The sequence below is a fragment of the Pseudomonas sp. RIT-PI-a genome (genome assembly GCF_001187875.1).
GTDB classification, from domain to species: domain Bacteria; phylum Pseudomonadota; class Gammaproteobacteria; order Pseudomonadales; family Pseudomonadaceae; genus Aquipseudomonas; species Aquipseudomonas coleopterorum.
Genome location: NZ_LGIR01000011.1, coordinates 25,731 through 39,484 on the forward strand (window position 1 = coordinate 25,731; position 13,754 = coordinate 39,484).

The following is a 13,754-nucleotide window of genomic DNA, read 5'->3' on the forward strand; positions in this document are numbered from 1 at the left end:
CTGTCGGATGAGTTGAAATGCACGGGCGCGCTCGCCAGAATGCGCGCCCAATCAAGAGAACCGATCGCTCGTGAATCCGCACAGCTTGTCCCATCGTCTGGAGCGCGTGGCCGCCCAGGTCCCCGTCGGCGCGCACCTGGCTGACATCGGTTCGGATCACGCCTACCTGCCGGTGGCGCTGGTCCTGCGTGGTGTCATCCCCCAGGCCGTTGCCGGTGAGGTCGCCCAGACGCCGTTTCTGGCGGCCCGGCGCAGCGTTCGCGAGAGCGGGCTGGAGCACTGCATCAACGTGCGTCAGGCCGACGGGCTGGCGGCGATTCAAGCGTGCGATCGGATCACAGCGGTGAGTTTGTGCGGCATGGGCGGGGAAACCATCCGCGACATTCTGCAGGCGGGCAGGGGGCATTTGACCCGTGGTGAGCGATTGATCCTGCAGCCCAATGGCGGCGAATGCGATCTGCGCCAGTGGCTGATGGACAATGGTTATCGCATCCAGCATGAAGAAGTGCTGCGGGAAAACCGCTTCGACTACGAGATCATCGTGGCCGATCACGGCGAACCGGTGACCTACAGCCCCCAGGAGCTGTTTTTCGGACCCTTGCAGCTGCGCCAGCGTACTCCGGCGTTCCTGGCCAAATGGCAGCGCCTGCTGCACCTCAAGCGCCGCACCCTCGAACGCCTGTCCCACGCTCGCCAAAGCGGACTCGACGGCAAACGCCTCGAACTGGCCCGACACATCCAATGGATCGAATCCCTCAACCCCCTGTAGCAGCGGTGCAAGCCGCGTCACTGCGCACGCGGTGTGTCAGTTGCCCTGCGGCGGTCCCGGACGCGGCTCGCGCCGCTGCTACAGGGAAATGCGTCAGATTCACCACGGTATGGGCTGGCCATCCCAGGCCCAGAAGCTGCCGGTTTGCACCGGTCCGTGCTGGCCGATCAATTCGAGCAGGCAACGGGCGGCGAAATCGGGGTCGAACAATTTGCCCGCCGGGACGTTGGCCTGGAAGGGCTGCGAGAGCCGGGTGTCGGTGGTGCCAGGGTGCAAAGCCAACACCGTGGCCGCAGGATTCAAACGCTTGAGCTCGATGCTGGCCGTGCGCAACAGCTGGTTGAGCGCCGCCTTGCTGGCGCGATAGCTGTACCAGCCACCCAGGCGGTTGTCGCCGATCGAACCGACTCTGGCCGACAGCGCGGCGAAGGTGGCGGGCTGTTTGCGCAGCAGGGGCAGCAGATGCTTGAGCAGCAGGACCGGGGCAAAGGCATTGGTGGCGAAGCTGGCCTGCAGGCTGCTCAGATCCAGCTGGGCCAGCCCTTTTTCCGGCCGCGCGCCGTCCTGATGCAGAATGCCCAGCGTGCTGATCACCACGTGCAAATGAGCGCAATCGGCCGCCACCGCATCGGCCAGCCGCTGCAGGGCCTGTTCGTCGCGCGCATCGCAATCGAGGCTGACCAGACGAGGCCCATGGCGCTCAGCCAACGCCGCCAGCTCGGCGCTGGTCGTGGCCTGCCGGGAAACCGCAAACACCTGGGCGACATCCTCACGCTGCAACAACTGCTCGCACAACGCCAGGCCGATGCCCTGGCTGGCGCCACAAACCAGTACAGACGCACTGCCGGATAGATCGGGTATCAACGCCATGGTCCACCGCCCTGCCAGAAGATCGTACCGATAGGACCGAGAACCACCCCCAAACGTTCTCCAGTAGCAATTGCCAGCTCATGCACGGCGTGCCATGGTGCCCACCTTTTTTCAGGAGAGACGCCATGGCCGCCACCATCCATATCGCTGCCGCACTGCTGCTCAACGAGCAAGGGCAAACGTTGCTGGTGCGCAAGCGCAACACGCGTGCCTTCATGCAGCCAGGCGGCAAGATCGAATCGGGCGAGCAGCCTGCCCAGGCACTGGTTCGTGAGTTGGAGGAGGAGTTGGGCATCGCGGTGGATCCGGCCGAAGCCAGATTTCTGGGTACCTACACAGCCGTGGCCGCCAACGAGCCCGGCCATGAAGTGCATTGCGAGCTCTTTCAGGTACGCATCAAGGCTCAGGTCAGCCCCGCTGCGGAAATCGAAGAAGCGCTGTGGGTCGATGCCACAACGGTGGCCAAGCTCGAACTGGCGCCGCTGACGCGCGACCAGATTTTGCCGCTGCACTACCTCTGAAGCGCAGGCCCGATCCGCTTCAGGCCTGATCGACAGCGGGACTTGCGCTGTCGGCCTCAAGCGCCAGCTTCGCCCGGTCCGCCTTGCTGATGTAACGGTCCTTGCTCTGCGGCGCCAACTTGGCGCTGGCCTTCTTGGCATGTGCTTGCAACAGCTGTTTGATCTTCTTGCGACGATTCATGGCGTGGCCCAGGGGAGAAGTGGGTCGATGATACCAGTACGGCCCATCGACCCGCTCGCGGCTGCCGATCAGAAGGTGTACTTGGCCGTCAGCATCAGGTTGCGCGGGTTGCCGTAGCTGTCGCCGCCATAGCTGGTCGAGGTGGCGATGGCGTTGTAGTACTTGCGGTCGAACACGTTGTTGGCGTTGACCTGCAGGTCCAGGTTGCGGCTCACCTGATAGCCGGCCATCAGGTCGGTGACGGCATAGCTGCCCTGTTCCAGGCGGTAGCTGCCGCCATCGGCCAGGTCGACGTCGTTGTACAGGCGGCTCTGCCAGGACAGGGTACCGCCCACGCGCAGTTTCTCCAGCGGGCCCTGGAAGCGGTAGGTGGTGGTGACCTTGAACAGGTGCTCGGGAATGTCGGTGTCGTAGCGCTGGTTTTCGTTCTGTGGGTTGGCGCTGTCCTTGAGCGTGTGTACCCGCGCGTAGGTGTAGCCACCGCCCACCTGCCAGTTCTCGGTCAGCGCCCCCTGCAGCTCGAAGTCGATGCCCTGGCTGCGCACTTCGCCCGACGCTTCGTAGCAGCTGAGCTGCGGGCAGTTCTCGACGAAGATCTGCACCGCGCGGTTTTCCTGATCGACCCTGAACAGCGCCAGGCTGGCATTCAGCGCGCCATCGAAATACTCGCCCTTGATGCCGATCTCGTAGTTCTTGCCCTGAATCGGCCGCACCGGCGTGCTGCTGGTGTCCTGGGCGCTTTGCGGGGTAAAGATGTCGCTGTAGCTGGCATACAGCGAATGGTGGTCGTCCAGATCAAAGATCAGCCCGGCGTAGCGGGTGACATTGCGGGTGACCTTGTAGTCGCCTTCGCCATCGCGGTTGTCATAGTCGTACCAGTCCAGGCGGCCACCGAGAATCAGCTTCAGCGGGTCGGCCAGGCTCAGGCGTGTGGTCATGTACAGGCCATCCTGGGTGGTGACTTCGCGGTCGTTGTCGGTATGGGTGAAGTTCGGCTTGCCGGCGTTGATCGGCCAGTTGGTGTCGTAGGGATCGTAGTTGTGCGTGGTCATGTCGTAGATGCGCCTGCTGGCGCCGACCACCAGTTCGTGAGTGCGTCCGAACGCCTGGAACGGCCCGCTGACGAAGGCATCAAGGCCAGCCTGGTTTTCATCGTGTGCCGACTGGTACACGGTACGTGCCAAGGTATTTTCGAACCAGCGCGATTGATAAGAACCCGAGAACAAGCCGTTTTGCTCGGCATAGTTGGCGTTGACCTGCAGGTTCCAGTCGTTGGCCAGGCGCTGGCGCACTTCAGCGAACACGGTGTTGATCTCCTGGTCCTTGTTCTCCCAGTCGGTGCCCGGATTGTACGAGCGCGGCAGGTCCAGGTGATGGCCGTTCTGGCCGATCATCGACGAACCCCAGAAATAGTTGGTCTTGTCCTTCTGGTGAGAGAAACCCACGGTCAGCAGGGTGTCTTCACTCAAATCCGCTTCCGTCACCGCGTAGAACAGGCCGTGATCCTCTTCCACATTATCGATGAAGCTGTTGGCGTCGCGGTAGGATGCCACCACGCGACCGCGCAGCGTGCCCGCCTGATTGAGCGGACTGGAAGCGTCGATTTCGCCACGGTAGTCGTCGTGGCTGCCAGCGGCGCCGGTGAGGGTGACCTTCTGCTCGGCGAGCGGGCGTTTGCGCACCAGGTTGATGGCCGCCGAGGGATTACCGGCACCGGTGACCAGGCCCGTCGCACCACGCACGACCTCGACCCGATCGAACATCGCCAGGTTGGGCTGGGCGCCGATGGTGACGCCCGAGTAGCCGCTGGGGATGCCGTCGTACATCAGGTTGTCGATGTCGAAACCGCGTGCCGTATAGGCCTGGCGACCGGGACCGTTGGCATAGCTGAGGAACAGGCCAGGGGTGGCGCGCACCGCATCGTTGATGCTGGTCATGGCCTGGTCGTCCATGCGCTGGCGGGTGATCACGGTCACCGCCTGGGGCGTTTCACGCAAACTCAGCGGCAGTTTGGTAGCCGTCGCCATGCTGCCGGTGGTGTAGGACTGGGAACCCTCGGTGTAGCTGCCCAGCTGGAATGCGTTCGAGGTGATCTCGCTGGCACCCAGTTCGATGACTCCAGGCGCCGCCTGCTGCTGGCTTGCGGCGCTGTCGTCGGCCAGGGCCGGCGTGATCGTTGCCATGCAGATGGCCAGGGCCAGCAGGTTTTGCGGAGGGTAGGGGAGCGGCGAACGGGACATGCGAGACATGAAAAGCTTCCTGGCTAGACAAGATAATGCGAATCGTTTGCACTATTGTGTCAGAAATTTCCTACGTACGTCGCTCATGACGGCAAAAAATGCCCTGTTGCCGCGTCACGCTTGAGCGGCGCGTCAATCCTTTCGCGTCGTCCCCGGACGCGGCTCGCAAGCCTCTGTAGCAGCGGCGCAAGCCGCGTCATTGGCCATGCGGTGTGTCCGTTTCTCCGCGTTGTCCCGGACGCGGCTCGCGCCGCTGCTACAGGGGAACGCGGTGTTTCGTAGCAGCGGCGCAAGCCGCTTCAGCTGCACTCGGCCACTACACCGGCGGTCGCAGCAAGGGGAAATGGCGGCCGCGCGTCACCCATATGTCACATTTCATGTCTAGCTTCGAGGATCACACCCCGGGCGCGCCGGCCATCCTCCCTACCGCAAAGAGCCGCCATGGAAATCGATATCTTCAAAGACCTGCTGGTCCCTGTCATCGGTGGCCTGGGCATTTTCATGCTCGGGCTGGAATTCATGTCCGACGGCATCAACAACCTGGCGGCCAACCGCATGCGCGCCTGGCTGGCCAAGCTGGCCGGCACGCCGGCCAAGGGCCTGGCCGCCGGCACCGTGATCACCGGCGTACTGCAATCCAGCACGGCCATGACCGTCATGACGGTCGGGCTGGTCAACGCCGGCGTGGTCGGGCTGCGGCCGGCCATCAGCGTGATCATGGGCGCCAACATCGGCACCACCCTGGGCAACGGCTTGATCGCCATGCCGCTGGGGCCGCTGGGACTGATCTTCGCCGGGCTGTTCGCCCTGGTCTATGTCTTCAGCAAGAACGAAAAGACCCGTCATCTGGCCATTGCCATCATCGGTTTCTCGTTGATCTTCTACGGCCTGAACCTGTTGACCGGCGGGCTCAAGCCCCTGCGCGAACTGCCGGAAGTGATGTCGGTCATCTCCGGATTGCGCGCCGACAGCTACACCGGCCTGGCCATCTGCGTGCTGACCGCCGCCGGCATCACCGCCATGATCCATTCCTCGTCGGCCACCATCGGCATCGTCATGGGCCTGGGGGCGGCTGGCATTCTGGATTGGCAGACGGCGGTGGCGTTCTCCCTCGGCGCCGACCTGGGCACCACCGTCACCTCATGGCTGGCCTCGCTCAACCTGTCGAAGAACGCCAAGCGCGCGGCCTATGCCCACATCGCCTTCAACTTCATCGGCGTTGCCGTGATGTTTCCGCTGTTCTTTGTGTCCATGGACATCCTGCAAGGGACCATGGGCCTGTTCGGCATGGACGTGACCCGTACCGATACGGTCGATGGCAAGGAAAGCTTCCCGATGGTGCCCGTGGCGGTGGGGCTTTACTCCATCGGCTTCAACATCTTCAACACGGCGCTGATGTTTCCCTTCATCGGCGTGTTCGAGCGTGTGCTCTCGCGCATCGGCGCCAGCCGCAGCGACGCGGAGGACTATGCCGTACCGCGTCATCTCGACCGTGCCGCGCTGGCCAACGTCAACACCGGCGTGGCCGCCGTCAGCCAGGAACTGACCCGCTACAGCCAGGGCATGGGCCTGCTGCTGGACGCAGCGCGCGGCCAATCCCAGGCGCTGAAGAACGCCGCGGAACATGAGCATGCGCTGGACACCCTGAGCCAGGAAATTCGCGGTTACACCGCGCAGATGTTCAAGAACGATGTCACGGCGCGGCAAACCAATCTGCTCGCCAGCCTCATCGAGGAAGAAGACTTCAGCGCAAGCCTGACCCGAACCCTGTCGCAGATCGCCCGCCGCATCGAGCGCCAGGTGTTCTGCGCCAATGCGCGGAAAATCGTCGACGCCATTCTCGATATCGTCGAGCCGGCCGTGCGCAAGGGGCCACAGGGCGCCTACCTGCCGAACGCCCATGCCAGGGACCTGCTGGCCCTGCGCGAGCGCTGCCTGCAGCCCGAGCAGAAACTGGGCTGGGACGAACGCGGCGCCATCCTGGCGTTGCTGGGCAGTGCCGAGCGTGCGCTGAATCTGGTTCAGCGCATCGCCGAGGAGCGGCTTTCGGTGTCACGAGAGCTGGATCAGACCGACCCAGCGTCGGCGGCCGACCATGCCCCCTCCGGCATATTGGCCAAACCGCTTTAGGCTGAGTTGGTCTCAGCGTGCCGCGGCGGCGGGCGCGGTGGCGTTGTACCAGGGCCGCAGCAGACTGAGCAGGCCCAGCAGCGCCATGCCGGCGCCCAGCCACAACGGGGCGCGCAGCCCCAGACCAGCATCGATCACCGCACCACCGGCCCAACTGCCCAGGGCCAGCCCAGCGGTGATCACCGAGGTGTGCAGGGTGTTGACCAGCGCGCCGGGCTCGGCGGCCTTCATCACCCGCGCGACCATGGCCGGGTTCAGCGCGACCCCGGTCAGGCCAACGGTGAGGAAGCAGGCCAGGTTCAGCCAGAACACCTGACCGGCGAGGGCGAATCCGCCCAGCGCCAGCACCAGCAGGGCCAAGCCCCAACCCAGGGCGGCGAAGGTATGCCGATCGGCGATCCGGCCCACTACCATGTTGCCCAGTACGTTGGCCACGCCGTACAGCGCCAGCAACGGCGCCACCTGGGCGGGAGCCACGCCGACTTCCTCGATCAGGATCGGCGTGCAATAACTGAACGCAGCGAAGGTCGCGCCGATGATCAGGCCGCTGGTGATGTAGGCACCCCATAGGCTGCGGTTCTTCAGGCTGATCCACTGTCTGCCCAGCGACGGCTCGTCGCCGGCCTCGGCGCGCGGCAGGCGCGTCGCAACCAGCACCGTGCACAGCGAGGCCAAGGCCACCACCAGCCAGGCACTGGCCCGCCAGCCATAGTGATGTTCGACCCAGGCGGTCGCCGGTACGCCGGCCACCGGCGACAGCATCAGCCCGGCCAGCACCACCGAAATGGCCCGGCCGCGGTCCTGCAGGCTGACCAGCCCGGCGCACAGGGTCATGCACAGGCCGATGCAGGCGGCGCTGGACACGCCCATGACGATGCGTGCCAAGGCCAGAACCGTGTAGGTGGGCGCGGCGGCGGCCAGCGCCCCGGCCAGCACGTACACCGCCAGCAGACCGACCAGCGCCCGCTGATTGCTGATCCCGCGCGACAGCAACAGCACCGTGACCGGTGGCCCGCCCAGGGCCATGCCCAGTGCATACAGCGCAATCAGGTTGCCGACCTGGGCCAGGCTCACGGAAAACGCGGCGGCCAGCGCGGGCATCATCCCGGCTACCATGAACTCGGCGGTCACCAGCGAGAAAATCGTCAACCCCAACAGGTAGACGGTCGGCGGAAGCTTGGAACGGGTGGTCATGAGCGTCTCGGACAAAAATGAAGCTGGCTACCCTAGGGATTGTTGAACGAATGGTCAAATAACCAAGGGCGCTCAGTTCATGTCAGCGACGACCGGCGTTGCCCCTTGCATCCCACGTCCGGCAAAGCGATGCTCGGTGTCTTCCCCTCAAGAGCGTGCTGTCATGCCCTGCGTAACGCAAAGCCCCGCCGAATTGGCCATGGATGAAACCTTCTGGACGGACGTTGCTGCACGCTACCCACGCGACGACGGGCCGATCAACCTCGACGGCGGTTATTTCGGTCGCATGAGCGAAGGCGTGGTGAGCGCCTATGAAGACGCGATCCGTCATGTCAACCGCAGCAACTCGGTGCACGTGCGCCAGCACTTCGACAAGCATGAGGCCGACGCCATCCGCCAGCAGCTCGCCGAGCTGATGGGCGTGCCCGCAGGCGAACTGACCTTCGCCCGCAGCGCATCCGAGGCCCTGTATTCGCTGATCCGCAACTACACGTGTCTGCAGCCGGGCGATCAGGTGTTGATCAGCGACCTGGACTACGGCTCGGTGCAGGGTGCCTTCGACTGGCTGCAGCAGGCCCGCGGTGTCGAGCTGGTACGTCTGGTCCATGATCACCCCGCCAGCTACGAGGCTTTGCTCCAGACCTACCGCCGGGCCTTCGCCACCCATCCGCGGCTCAAGCTCATGGCGTTGACTCACGTCACGCACCGTACCGGGCTGGTCATGCCGATCAAGGGCATTGCCGCCGAGGCCCGTGCCCACGGCATCGACGTGATTCTGGACGGCGCCCATTCGCTCGGTCAGATGGAGGTCGATCTGCACGACCTGGGCATCGAGCTGGCGGGCTTCAACCTGCAGAAATGGATCGGCGCGCCGCTCAGCCTGGGGGTCATTCACGTTCGCCGCGAACGCCTGGCCGATTTCTCCCCGGACATGGGCAACCCCAGCTATCCAGCCGACGACATTCGCTGCCTGAGCCCCTACGGCACCCCCAACGTCCCCGCGTTGATGAGCCTGCCCACGGTGTTTGCCGAACACCAGGCATTGGGCGGCTGGCCAGTGAAGGGCGCGCGCCTGCGTTACTTGCGTGACCTGTGGCTGACGCCTGCACGAAGGCTGCCGGGCATCGAAGTGCTCACGCCCGAAGACCCGCGCCTGTCCTGCTGCATCGCCTCGTTCCGTTTTCGCGACGTGCAGGACCAGCAGGGCAAGATCGACCAGCTCCTCGCCCAGTTCGATATCTTCACCGTCGCCCGTGACGGCTCCGCCTGCGGGCCCTGCATTCGGGTGACACCGGGGATCAACACGACGCCCGCCGACATGCACGCCCTGGTCGATGCCTTGACGGTGATGAGTCGCTGATCGGGAAGCAGGGGGGCAATAAACAACCGGCGCGCTGAACGCGCGCCGGTGGACAACACCTCGGGGCAGGGCGCCCCGAAGCCAGCCTCAACGGCTGGGTGTGACGCGCCAGATGGTGTTGGCCAGGTCGTCGGCGATGATCAGCGCGCCGCGCGGATCGACCGTTACACCGACCGGACGGCCACGGGTCTTGCCATCGTCACCACGGAAGCCCGTGGCGAAATCGATGGGCTCGCCGGCGGGTTTGTTGCCGGCGAACGGCACGAAGATCACCTTGTAGCCCACGGGGTTGTCGCGGTTCCAGCTACCGTGTTCGCCAACGAAGGCGCCCTGGGCGAACTTCTCGCCCATGGCTGGAATCGAGAAATCCACACCCAGGGCGGCCACGTGCGAGCCAAGGCTGTAATCGGGCTTGACCGCCGCCGCGACTTTTTCCGGATTCTGTGGCTGGGCGCGAGGATCGACGTTCTGGCCCCAGTAGCTGTACGGCCAGCCATAGAACTGCCCTTCGCGGACCGAACTCAGGTAGTCCGGCACCAGGTCCGGACCCAGCTCGTCACGTTCGTTGACCACGGCCCACAGCTGGCCGGTGCCCGGCTGGATGGTCAGTGCCGTCGGGTTGCGGATACCCGTTGCATAGGGCTTGTGCGCGCCGGTCTGGGCATCGATCTGCCAGACCATGGCGCGGTCGATCTCGACTTCCATGCCTCGTTCGGTCACGTTGCTGTTGGAACCGATGCCCACGTACAGGTAGCGGCCGTCGTCGCTGATGGCCAGCGACTTGGTCCAGTGGTGGTTGATCGCCGAGGGCAGGTCGGCCAGCTTGGTCGGTGCTGCGCTGGCCTTGGTCTGGCCGTCGGTGTAGTCGAAGCGCACCAGGGCATCCTGGTTGGCGACGTACAACTTGCCGTCGGCATAGGCCAGGCCGTAGGGCGCGTTGAGGTTTTCCGCAAACACGGTCTTCAGCTCGTAGGTGCCATCGCCGTCGGCGTCGCGCAGCAGGGTCAGGCGGTTGCCGCCCTTGACCTGGGTATTGCCCTTGGCCTTGATGTAGCTGGCGATCACGTCCTTGGGCTTGAGCTTGGCAGCGCTGCCGCCACGGCCTTCGGCCACCAGGATGTCACCGTTGGGCAGGACCAGGGTCTGGCGCGGAATCGCCAGGTCGGTGGCAATCGCGCTGATGGTATAGCCCTGTGGCACGGTCGGTTTGCTGTCGCCCCAAGCCACTGGCTCGGCGATCTTCATGCTCGGCAACAGGCCGCGCTGTGCTTCCGGCAATTTGGGATCGGGCCCGCGGGCCTGGGTGCTGTCGGCTTCGCTGCCGCAACCGGCGAGCAACAAGGCCACGCTGATGGCCGTCAAGGCGCCTGAATAGTTCATCGAACACCTCCGGAACGCAGATTGGTCAAACCGACCCAGGCCGCGATCAGCGCCAGTGCCGTCACGATCACCGACAGGATCAGCCCCGAAGGCATGACTGCCCAGGCGTCCTTGGCATGTTCGAAGGCGTTGACCAGACCCAGTACCCACGTCACCAGCAACAGCAGGAAGTACACGACTGGACGACCGCCCTTATGTTCCGCGCGGACCAGGTTGATGAGGGCGCACAGCAGCGCCAGGCCACAGAACACCAGGGCACCGGCGATCAGCCAGGCGGCGAAGTTGCTCCACTGGATCTGGTAGCTCTGGTAGTAGGCGATGTCGCTCAGTAGCCCGCCCAGAAAGAGCGGAACGGTACCGGCCAGGAAGATCGCATGCAGCGGACCTGGCCTGTGTCGATAGGCAAGTTGGGTAGTAGTGGTCACGACAATCCCTCATCAAAGGACAACATCGGCACGGATGCACCGGCGGGTCAGACGCGCTTATTGCGCATAGAGAGGATCGCCGCCGCCAAGCGTTAGTTCACAAGCGTTCGTGTCGAAATATTATCGGGCGCCCCGAGACTCGCCACTGGACGTCGCCCCGTCGCCGGCGCGCTCAAGCAACGCCCGAGCCCTGCCGATATAGCGATTGCCCACGCGTTCGCAAGGGCTTCCAATCATGAGGTTCGTCATGTTCAAAACGTCTCTGCGCGCCCAGGTGCTGGCCTTGCTGGCCGGTGGGTTGCTCATCCTGCTGCTGATTGCTCTGGGCAGCTTCAAATTCCTCGCAGGAAGCCTGGATGACTACACACACCTGGTGGCCGGACCGCTGCGGGCCACTGAACTGGTCGATCGTGCCAACGTTCAGTTCAAGACCCAGGTGCAGGAATGGAAGAATGTGCTGCTGCGTGGCAAGGACCCCAAAGCCGCGGACAAGTACTGGGCCCAGTTCGAGGAGCAGGAGCGGGCGGTGGCGGCCACCTTGCAGGCCCTGAGCGAATTGCCCGGCGTCCCCGCCAGCGTCAGCCAGAACGCCCAGCGCCTGCGTGATGAACACGCTACGTTGGGCAAGGCCTATCGTCAGGGTCGCGAAGCCTTCCTGGCCAGCGGGGCCGACGCCGCCAGCGGCGACCGCGCCGTGGCCGGCGTCGACCGTGCCACCAGCGAGCAGATGAACGCCCTGGTGACCGAGCTGCGCGGGCTGGCCGATGAGCAGTCGCGGTTGATCAACGAGCAGGGCCACCAGGCGATCGTCTGGGGCATCGGCATCATGCTGTTGTCCGGTCTGCTGATCACCGCCCTGAGCCTGTGGCTGGTCAACCGCAATCTGGTCACGCCGGTGCGCGACCTGATCGACTACGTGGCGCGCCTGAGCCAGGGCCATCTGGCCGAGCGCGTGGTCAGCCAGCGGCGTGACGAGTTGGGCAATCTCGCCGTGGCGGCGAACACCCTGCGCGACTTTCTCGCCGATACCTTCACCCGCCTGCAACGCAGCACGGCCGATCTGGACCAGGCCAGCGGCGAGCTGAACACCATCGCTGCGGTGATGCTGCAGGGCACCAACGAGCAGTTCGAGCGCACCGATCAGGTGGCCACGGCGATGCAGGAAATGTCCGCCACCGCGCAGGAAGTCGCCCGTCATGCTGCCGGCGCGGCCACCGCCGCTGCCGATGCCGATCGCGAGGCGCAAAGTGGTGAGCAGTCCATGCAGGCCACTATCCATACCATCACCCGCATGCGCGGCGAGATTGCCCTGACCGGCGACGTGATTCGTCAGTTGCGCGACGACAGCGGTCGGATCGGCAAGGTGCTGGAAGTGATCCGCGGCATCGCCGACCAGACCAACCTGCTGGCGCTCAATGCCGCCATCGAGGCGGCGCGGGCCGGGGATGCCGGTCGCGGTTTCGCCGTGGTCGCCGACGAGGTGCGCACCCTGGCGCAACGTACCGCGGCTTCGACCCTGGAAATCCATCAGATCATCGACACCGTGCAAACCGGCGCGGTGAACGCGGTGCAAGCCATCGAAAATGGCCAGCAACGCAGCGATCAGGGCGTCGAGCAGGTGGTGGAAGTGGGGCAGACACTGACCCGCATCACCCAGTCGATCGAGGCGATCAGGGACATGAACCGGCAGATCGCAACGGCCGCCGAAGAGCAGAACGCGGTGGTCGACGACATCGCCCAGAACCTGGTCGAAATCACCGCCATCGCCACCACCAACCAGGCCAACGTCGACCGCACCCAAAGCGCCAGCGGCCACCTGCATCAACTGTCGACTGAGCTGGGGCAGGTCACGTCGCGCATCAAGGCGGCGTGACCCGCGCGCGGCCCGGCCACCGCGTGGCTGCCCTCAGCGCTTGCTGCGCTTGGGCAGCAGACGCGCCAGGGTGTCGAGCTCGGCCTCGGCTCGCTCGAGTTCGGCGGCCGAGTCTTCGGCCCAGACCTGCGCCAGCGGTTGCAGATCGGCTTCGACCTTGGCCTTGAGGCGCCACTGATGGTGGTCATGCCACGAGCCCAGCGCCGACTGCACGGCCTTGAGCGATTTTTCCGCCTTGGATGACAGCGGAGAAAGGTCGGCGAAGGCTTGGGTCAGGTAGCGCGTGCGTTTGACCAGGATGCGCAGTTCGTGCCGATCGAACTGGGCATCCTTGAGGGCACGGCGCAGCTTGTCGACGTGCTTGTTCAAGGTCTTCACCACCCTCTTTTCGAAGTGTTTTGAATCCAGGCCCGGCTCACTGGCGCGGAACGCGGCGGGCCATCCGTCCAGCGCCGTGAACAAGGCCTGCAGGGTGGCATGCTCGGCGATCAGTTGGTGCTCCAGTTCCAGGCGCGCCCGGCGGCTGTCGGCGGCACCGCCCATGCCACGCTTTTCCAGTTCCTGGGCCATCACTTCCAGGTCGCGGGTAGGGGTCGTGAGTTGTCCCACGGCCTTGGCCGCCGCCAGCAGCGGGCCCATGGCCGGTTCCGCACGCACCGGGATCAGCAGGCTGCGGATGCGCCGCACGGCGATACGCAGGTCGTGCAGTGCTTCGGCATCCGCCGCGCCTTCCAGACGAGCCCGCGCATGAAAGAGCGCCACCTCCAGCGCGATGATCTCTTTCACATAAGTGTCGACGAATGCCATGGAT

At 64.8% G+C, this 13,754-nt stretch carries 12 protein-coding genes; 5 read left to right on the plus strand and 7 right to left on the minus strand.

The features are described from left to right. Positions 1-70 precede the first annotated feature (70 nt). Complete coding sequence (locus AC788_RS02355) at positions 71-769, plus strand: tRNA (adenine(22)-N(1))-methyltransferase (RefSeq protein WP_049859028.1); 699 nt, start codon at positions 71-73, stop codon at positions 767-769. A gap of 99 nt (positions 770-868) precedes the next feature. Here AC788_RS02355 and AC788_RS02360 read toward each other — a convergent pair whose 3' ends face one another. Next, a complete protein-coding gene (locus AC788_RS02360) occupies positions 869-1,639 on the minus strand; it encodes an SDR family NAD(P)-dependent oxidoreductase (RefSeq protein WP_049859029.1) in 771 nt (256 codons plus the stop codon). Positions 1,640-1,764: 125 nt separating this feature from the next. On the opposite strand from AC788_RS02360, the gene AC788_RS02365 reads away from it, so the two are divergent. Then, entirely contained in the window at positions 1,765-2,160 is a 396-nt protein-coding gene (locus AC788_RS02365; RefSeq protein WP_049859030.1) for an NUDIX hydrolase, read from the plus strand. A 19-nt stretch (positions 2,161-2,179) separates the two neighbouring features. On the opposite strand, the gene AC788_RS21200 is transcribed toward AC788_RS02365, so the two are convergent. Both AC788_RS21200 and AC788_RS02370 read right to left on the minus strand, forming a co-directional pair. Beyond that, entirely contained in the window at positions 2,180-2,341 is a 162-nt protein-coding gene (locus tag AC788_RS21200; protein ID WP_082223545.1) for a DUF2986 domain-containing protein, read from the minus strand. A gap of 68 nt (positions 2,342-2,409) precedes the next feature. Beyond that, positions 2,410-4,581 (minus strand): TonB-dependent siderophore receptor, encoded by a 2,172-nt coding sequence (locus AC788_RS02370; RefSeq protein ID WP_049859765.1) that lies wholly within the window; start codon positions 4,579-4,581, stop codon positions 2,410-2,412. A gap of 441 nt (positions 4,582-5,022) precedes the next feature. Between AC788_RS02370 and AC788_RS02375 the strand changes: the two genes are divergently transcribed. Then, positions 5,023-6,711, plus strand: a complete 1,689-nt coding sequence (locus tag AC788_RS02375) for a Na/Pi cotransporter family protein (protein ID WP_049859031.1) — start codon at positions 5,023-5,025, stop codon at positions 6,709-6,711. Positions 6,712-6,723: 12 nt separating this feature from the next. On the opposite strand, the gene AC788_RS02380 is transcribed toward AC788_RS02375, so the two are convergent. After that, positions 6,724-7,905, minus strand: coding sequence for an MFS transporter (locus tag AC788_RS02380; RefSeq protein ID WP_049859032.1), 1,182 nt, complete (start codon positions 7,903-7,905; stop codon positions 6,724-6,726). A 163-nt stretch (positions 7,906-8,068) separates the two neighbouring features. Here AC788_RS02380 and AC788_RS02385 point away from each other — a divergent pair, with 163 nt between their 5' ends. Continuing rightward, positions 8,069-9,265: an aminotransferase class V-fold PLP-dependent enzyme gene (locus tag AC788_RS02385; RefSeq protein WP_049859033.1), complete on the plus strand. Its 1,197-nt coding sequence runs from the start codon at positions 8,069-8,071 to the stop codon at positions 9,263-9,265. An 87-nt stretch (positions 9,266-9,352) separates the two neighbouring features. Here AC788_RS02385 and AC788_RS02390 read toward each other — a convergent pair whose 3' ends face one another. Beyond that, positions 9,353-10,645, minus strand: a complete 1,293-nt coding sequence (locus tag AC788_RS02390; protein WP_049859034.1) for a PQQ-dependent sugar dehydrogenase — start codon at positions 10,643-10,645, stop codon at positions 9,353-9,355. Continuing rightward, on the minus strand, positions 10,642-11,070 hold the full coding sequence (locus tag AC788_RS02395; RefSeq protein WP_049859035.1) for a DUF2231 domain-containing protein: 429 nt from the start codon (positions 11,068-11,070) through the stop codon (positions 10,642-10,644). Before AC788_RS02395 ends, AC788_RS02390 begins: the two co-directional genes overlap by 4 nt. 727 nt (positions 11,071-11,797) lie before the next feature. Between AC788_RS02395 and AC788_RS02400 the strand changes: the two genes are divergently transcribed. Continuing rightward, complete coding sequence (locus tag AC788_RS02400; RefSeq protein ID WP_442965528.1) at positions 11,798-12,943, plus strand: methyl-accepting chemotaxis protein; 1,146 nt, start codon at positions 11,798-11,800, stop codon at positions 12,941-12,943. 33 nt (positions 12,944-12,976) lie between these two features. On the opposite strand, the gene AC788_RS02405 is transcribed toward AC788_RS02400, so the two are convergent. Further along, complete coding sequence (locus tag AC788_RS02405) at positions 12,977-13,750, minus strand: CHAD domain-containing protein (RefSeq protein ID WP_049859037.1); 774 nt, start codon at positions 13,748-13,750, stop codon at positions 12,977-12,979. Positions 13,751-13,754 lie beyond the last annotated feature (4 nt).

Coding starts and splice junctions, on each gene's coding strand:
- AC788_RS02360 (WP_049859029.1), bottom strand. CDS start 1,639: ATGGCGTTGATACCCGATCTATCCGGCAGTGCGTCTGTACTGGTTTGT.
- AC788_RS02365 (WP_049859030.1), top strand. CDS start 1,765: ATGGCCGCCACCATCCATATCGCTGCCGCACTGCTGCTCAACGAGCAA.
- AC788_RS21200 (WP_082223545.1), bottom strand. CDS start 2,341: ATGAATCGTCGCAAGAAGATCAAACAGCTGTTGCAAGCACATGCCAAG.
- AC788_RS02370 (WP_049859765.1), bottom strand. CDS start 4,581: ATGTCCCGTTCGCCGCTCCCCTACCCTCCGCAAAACCTGCTGGCCCTG.
- AC788_RS02375 (WP_049859031.1), top strand. CDS start 5,023: ATGGAAATCGATATCTTCAAAGACCTGCTGGTCCCTGTCATCGGTGGC.
- AC788_RS02380 (WP_049859032.1), bottom strand. CDS start 7,905: ATGACCACCCGTTCCAAGCTTCCGCCGACCGTCTACCTGTTGGGGTTG.
- AC788_RS02385 (WP_049859033.1), top strand. CDS start 8,069: ATGCCCTGCGTAACGCAAAGCCCCGCCGAATTGGCCATGGATGAAACC.
- AC788_RS02390 (WP_049859034.1), bottom strand. CDS start 10,645: ATGAACTATTCAGGCGCCTTGACGGCCATCAGCGTGGCCTTGTTGCTC.
- AC788_RS02400 (WP_442965528.1), top strand. CDS start 11,798: ATGAACGCCCTGGTGACCGAGCTGCGCGGGCTGGCCGATGAGCAGTCG.
- AC788_RS02405 (WP_049859037.1), bottom strand. CDS start 13,750: ATGGCATTCGTCGACACTTATGTGAAAGAGATCATCGCGCTGGAGGTG.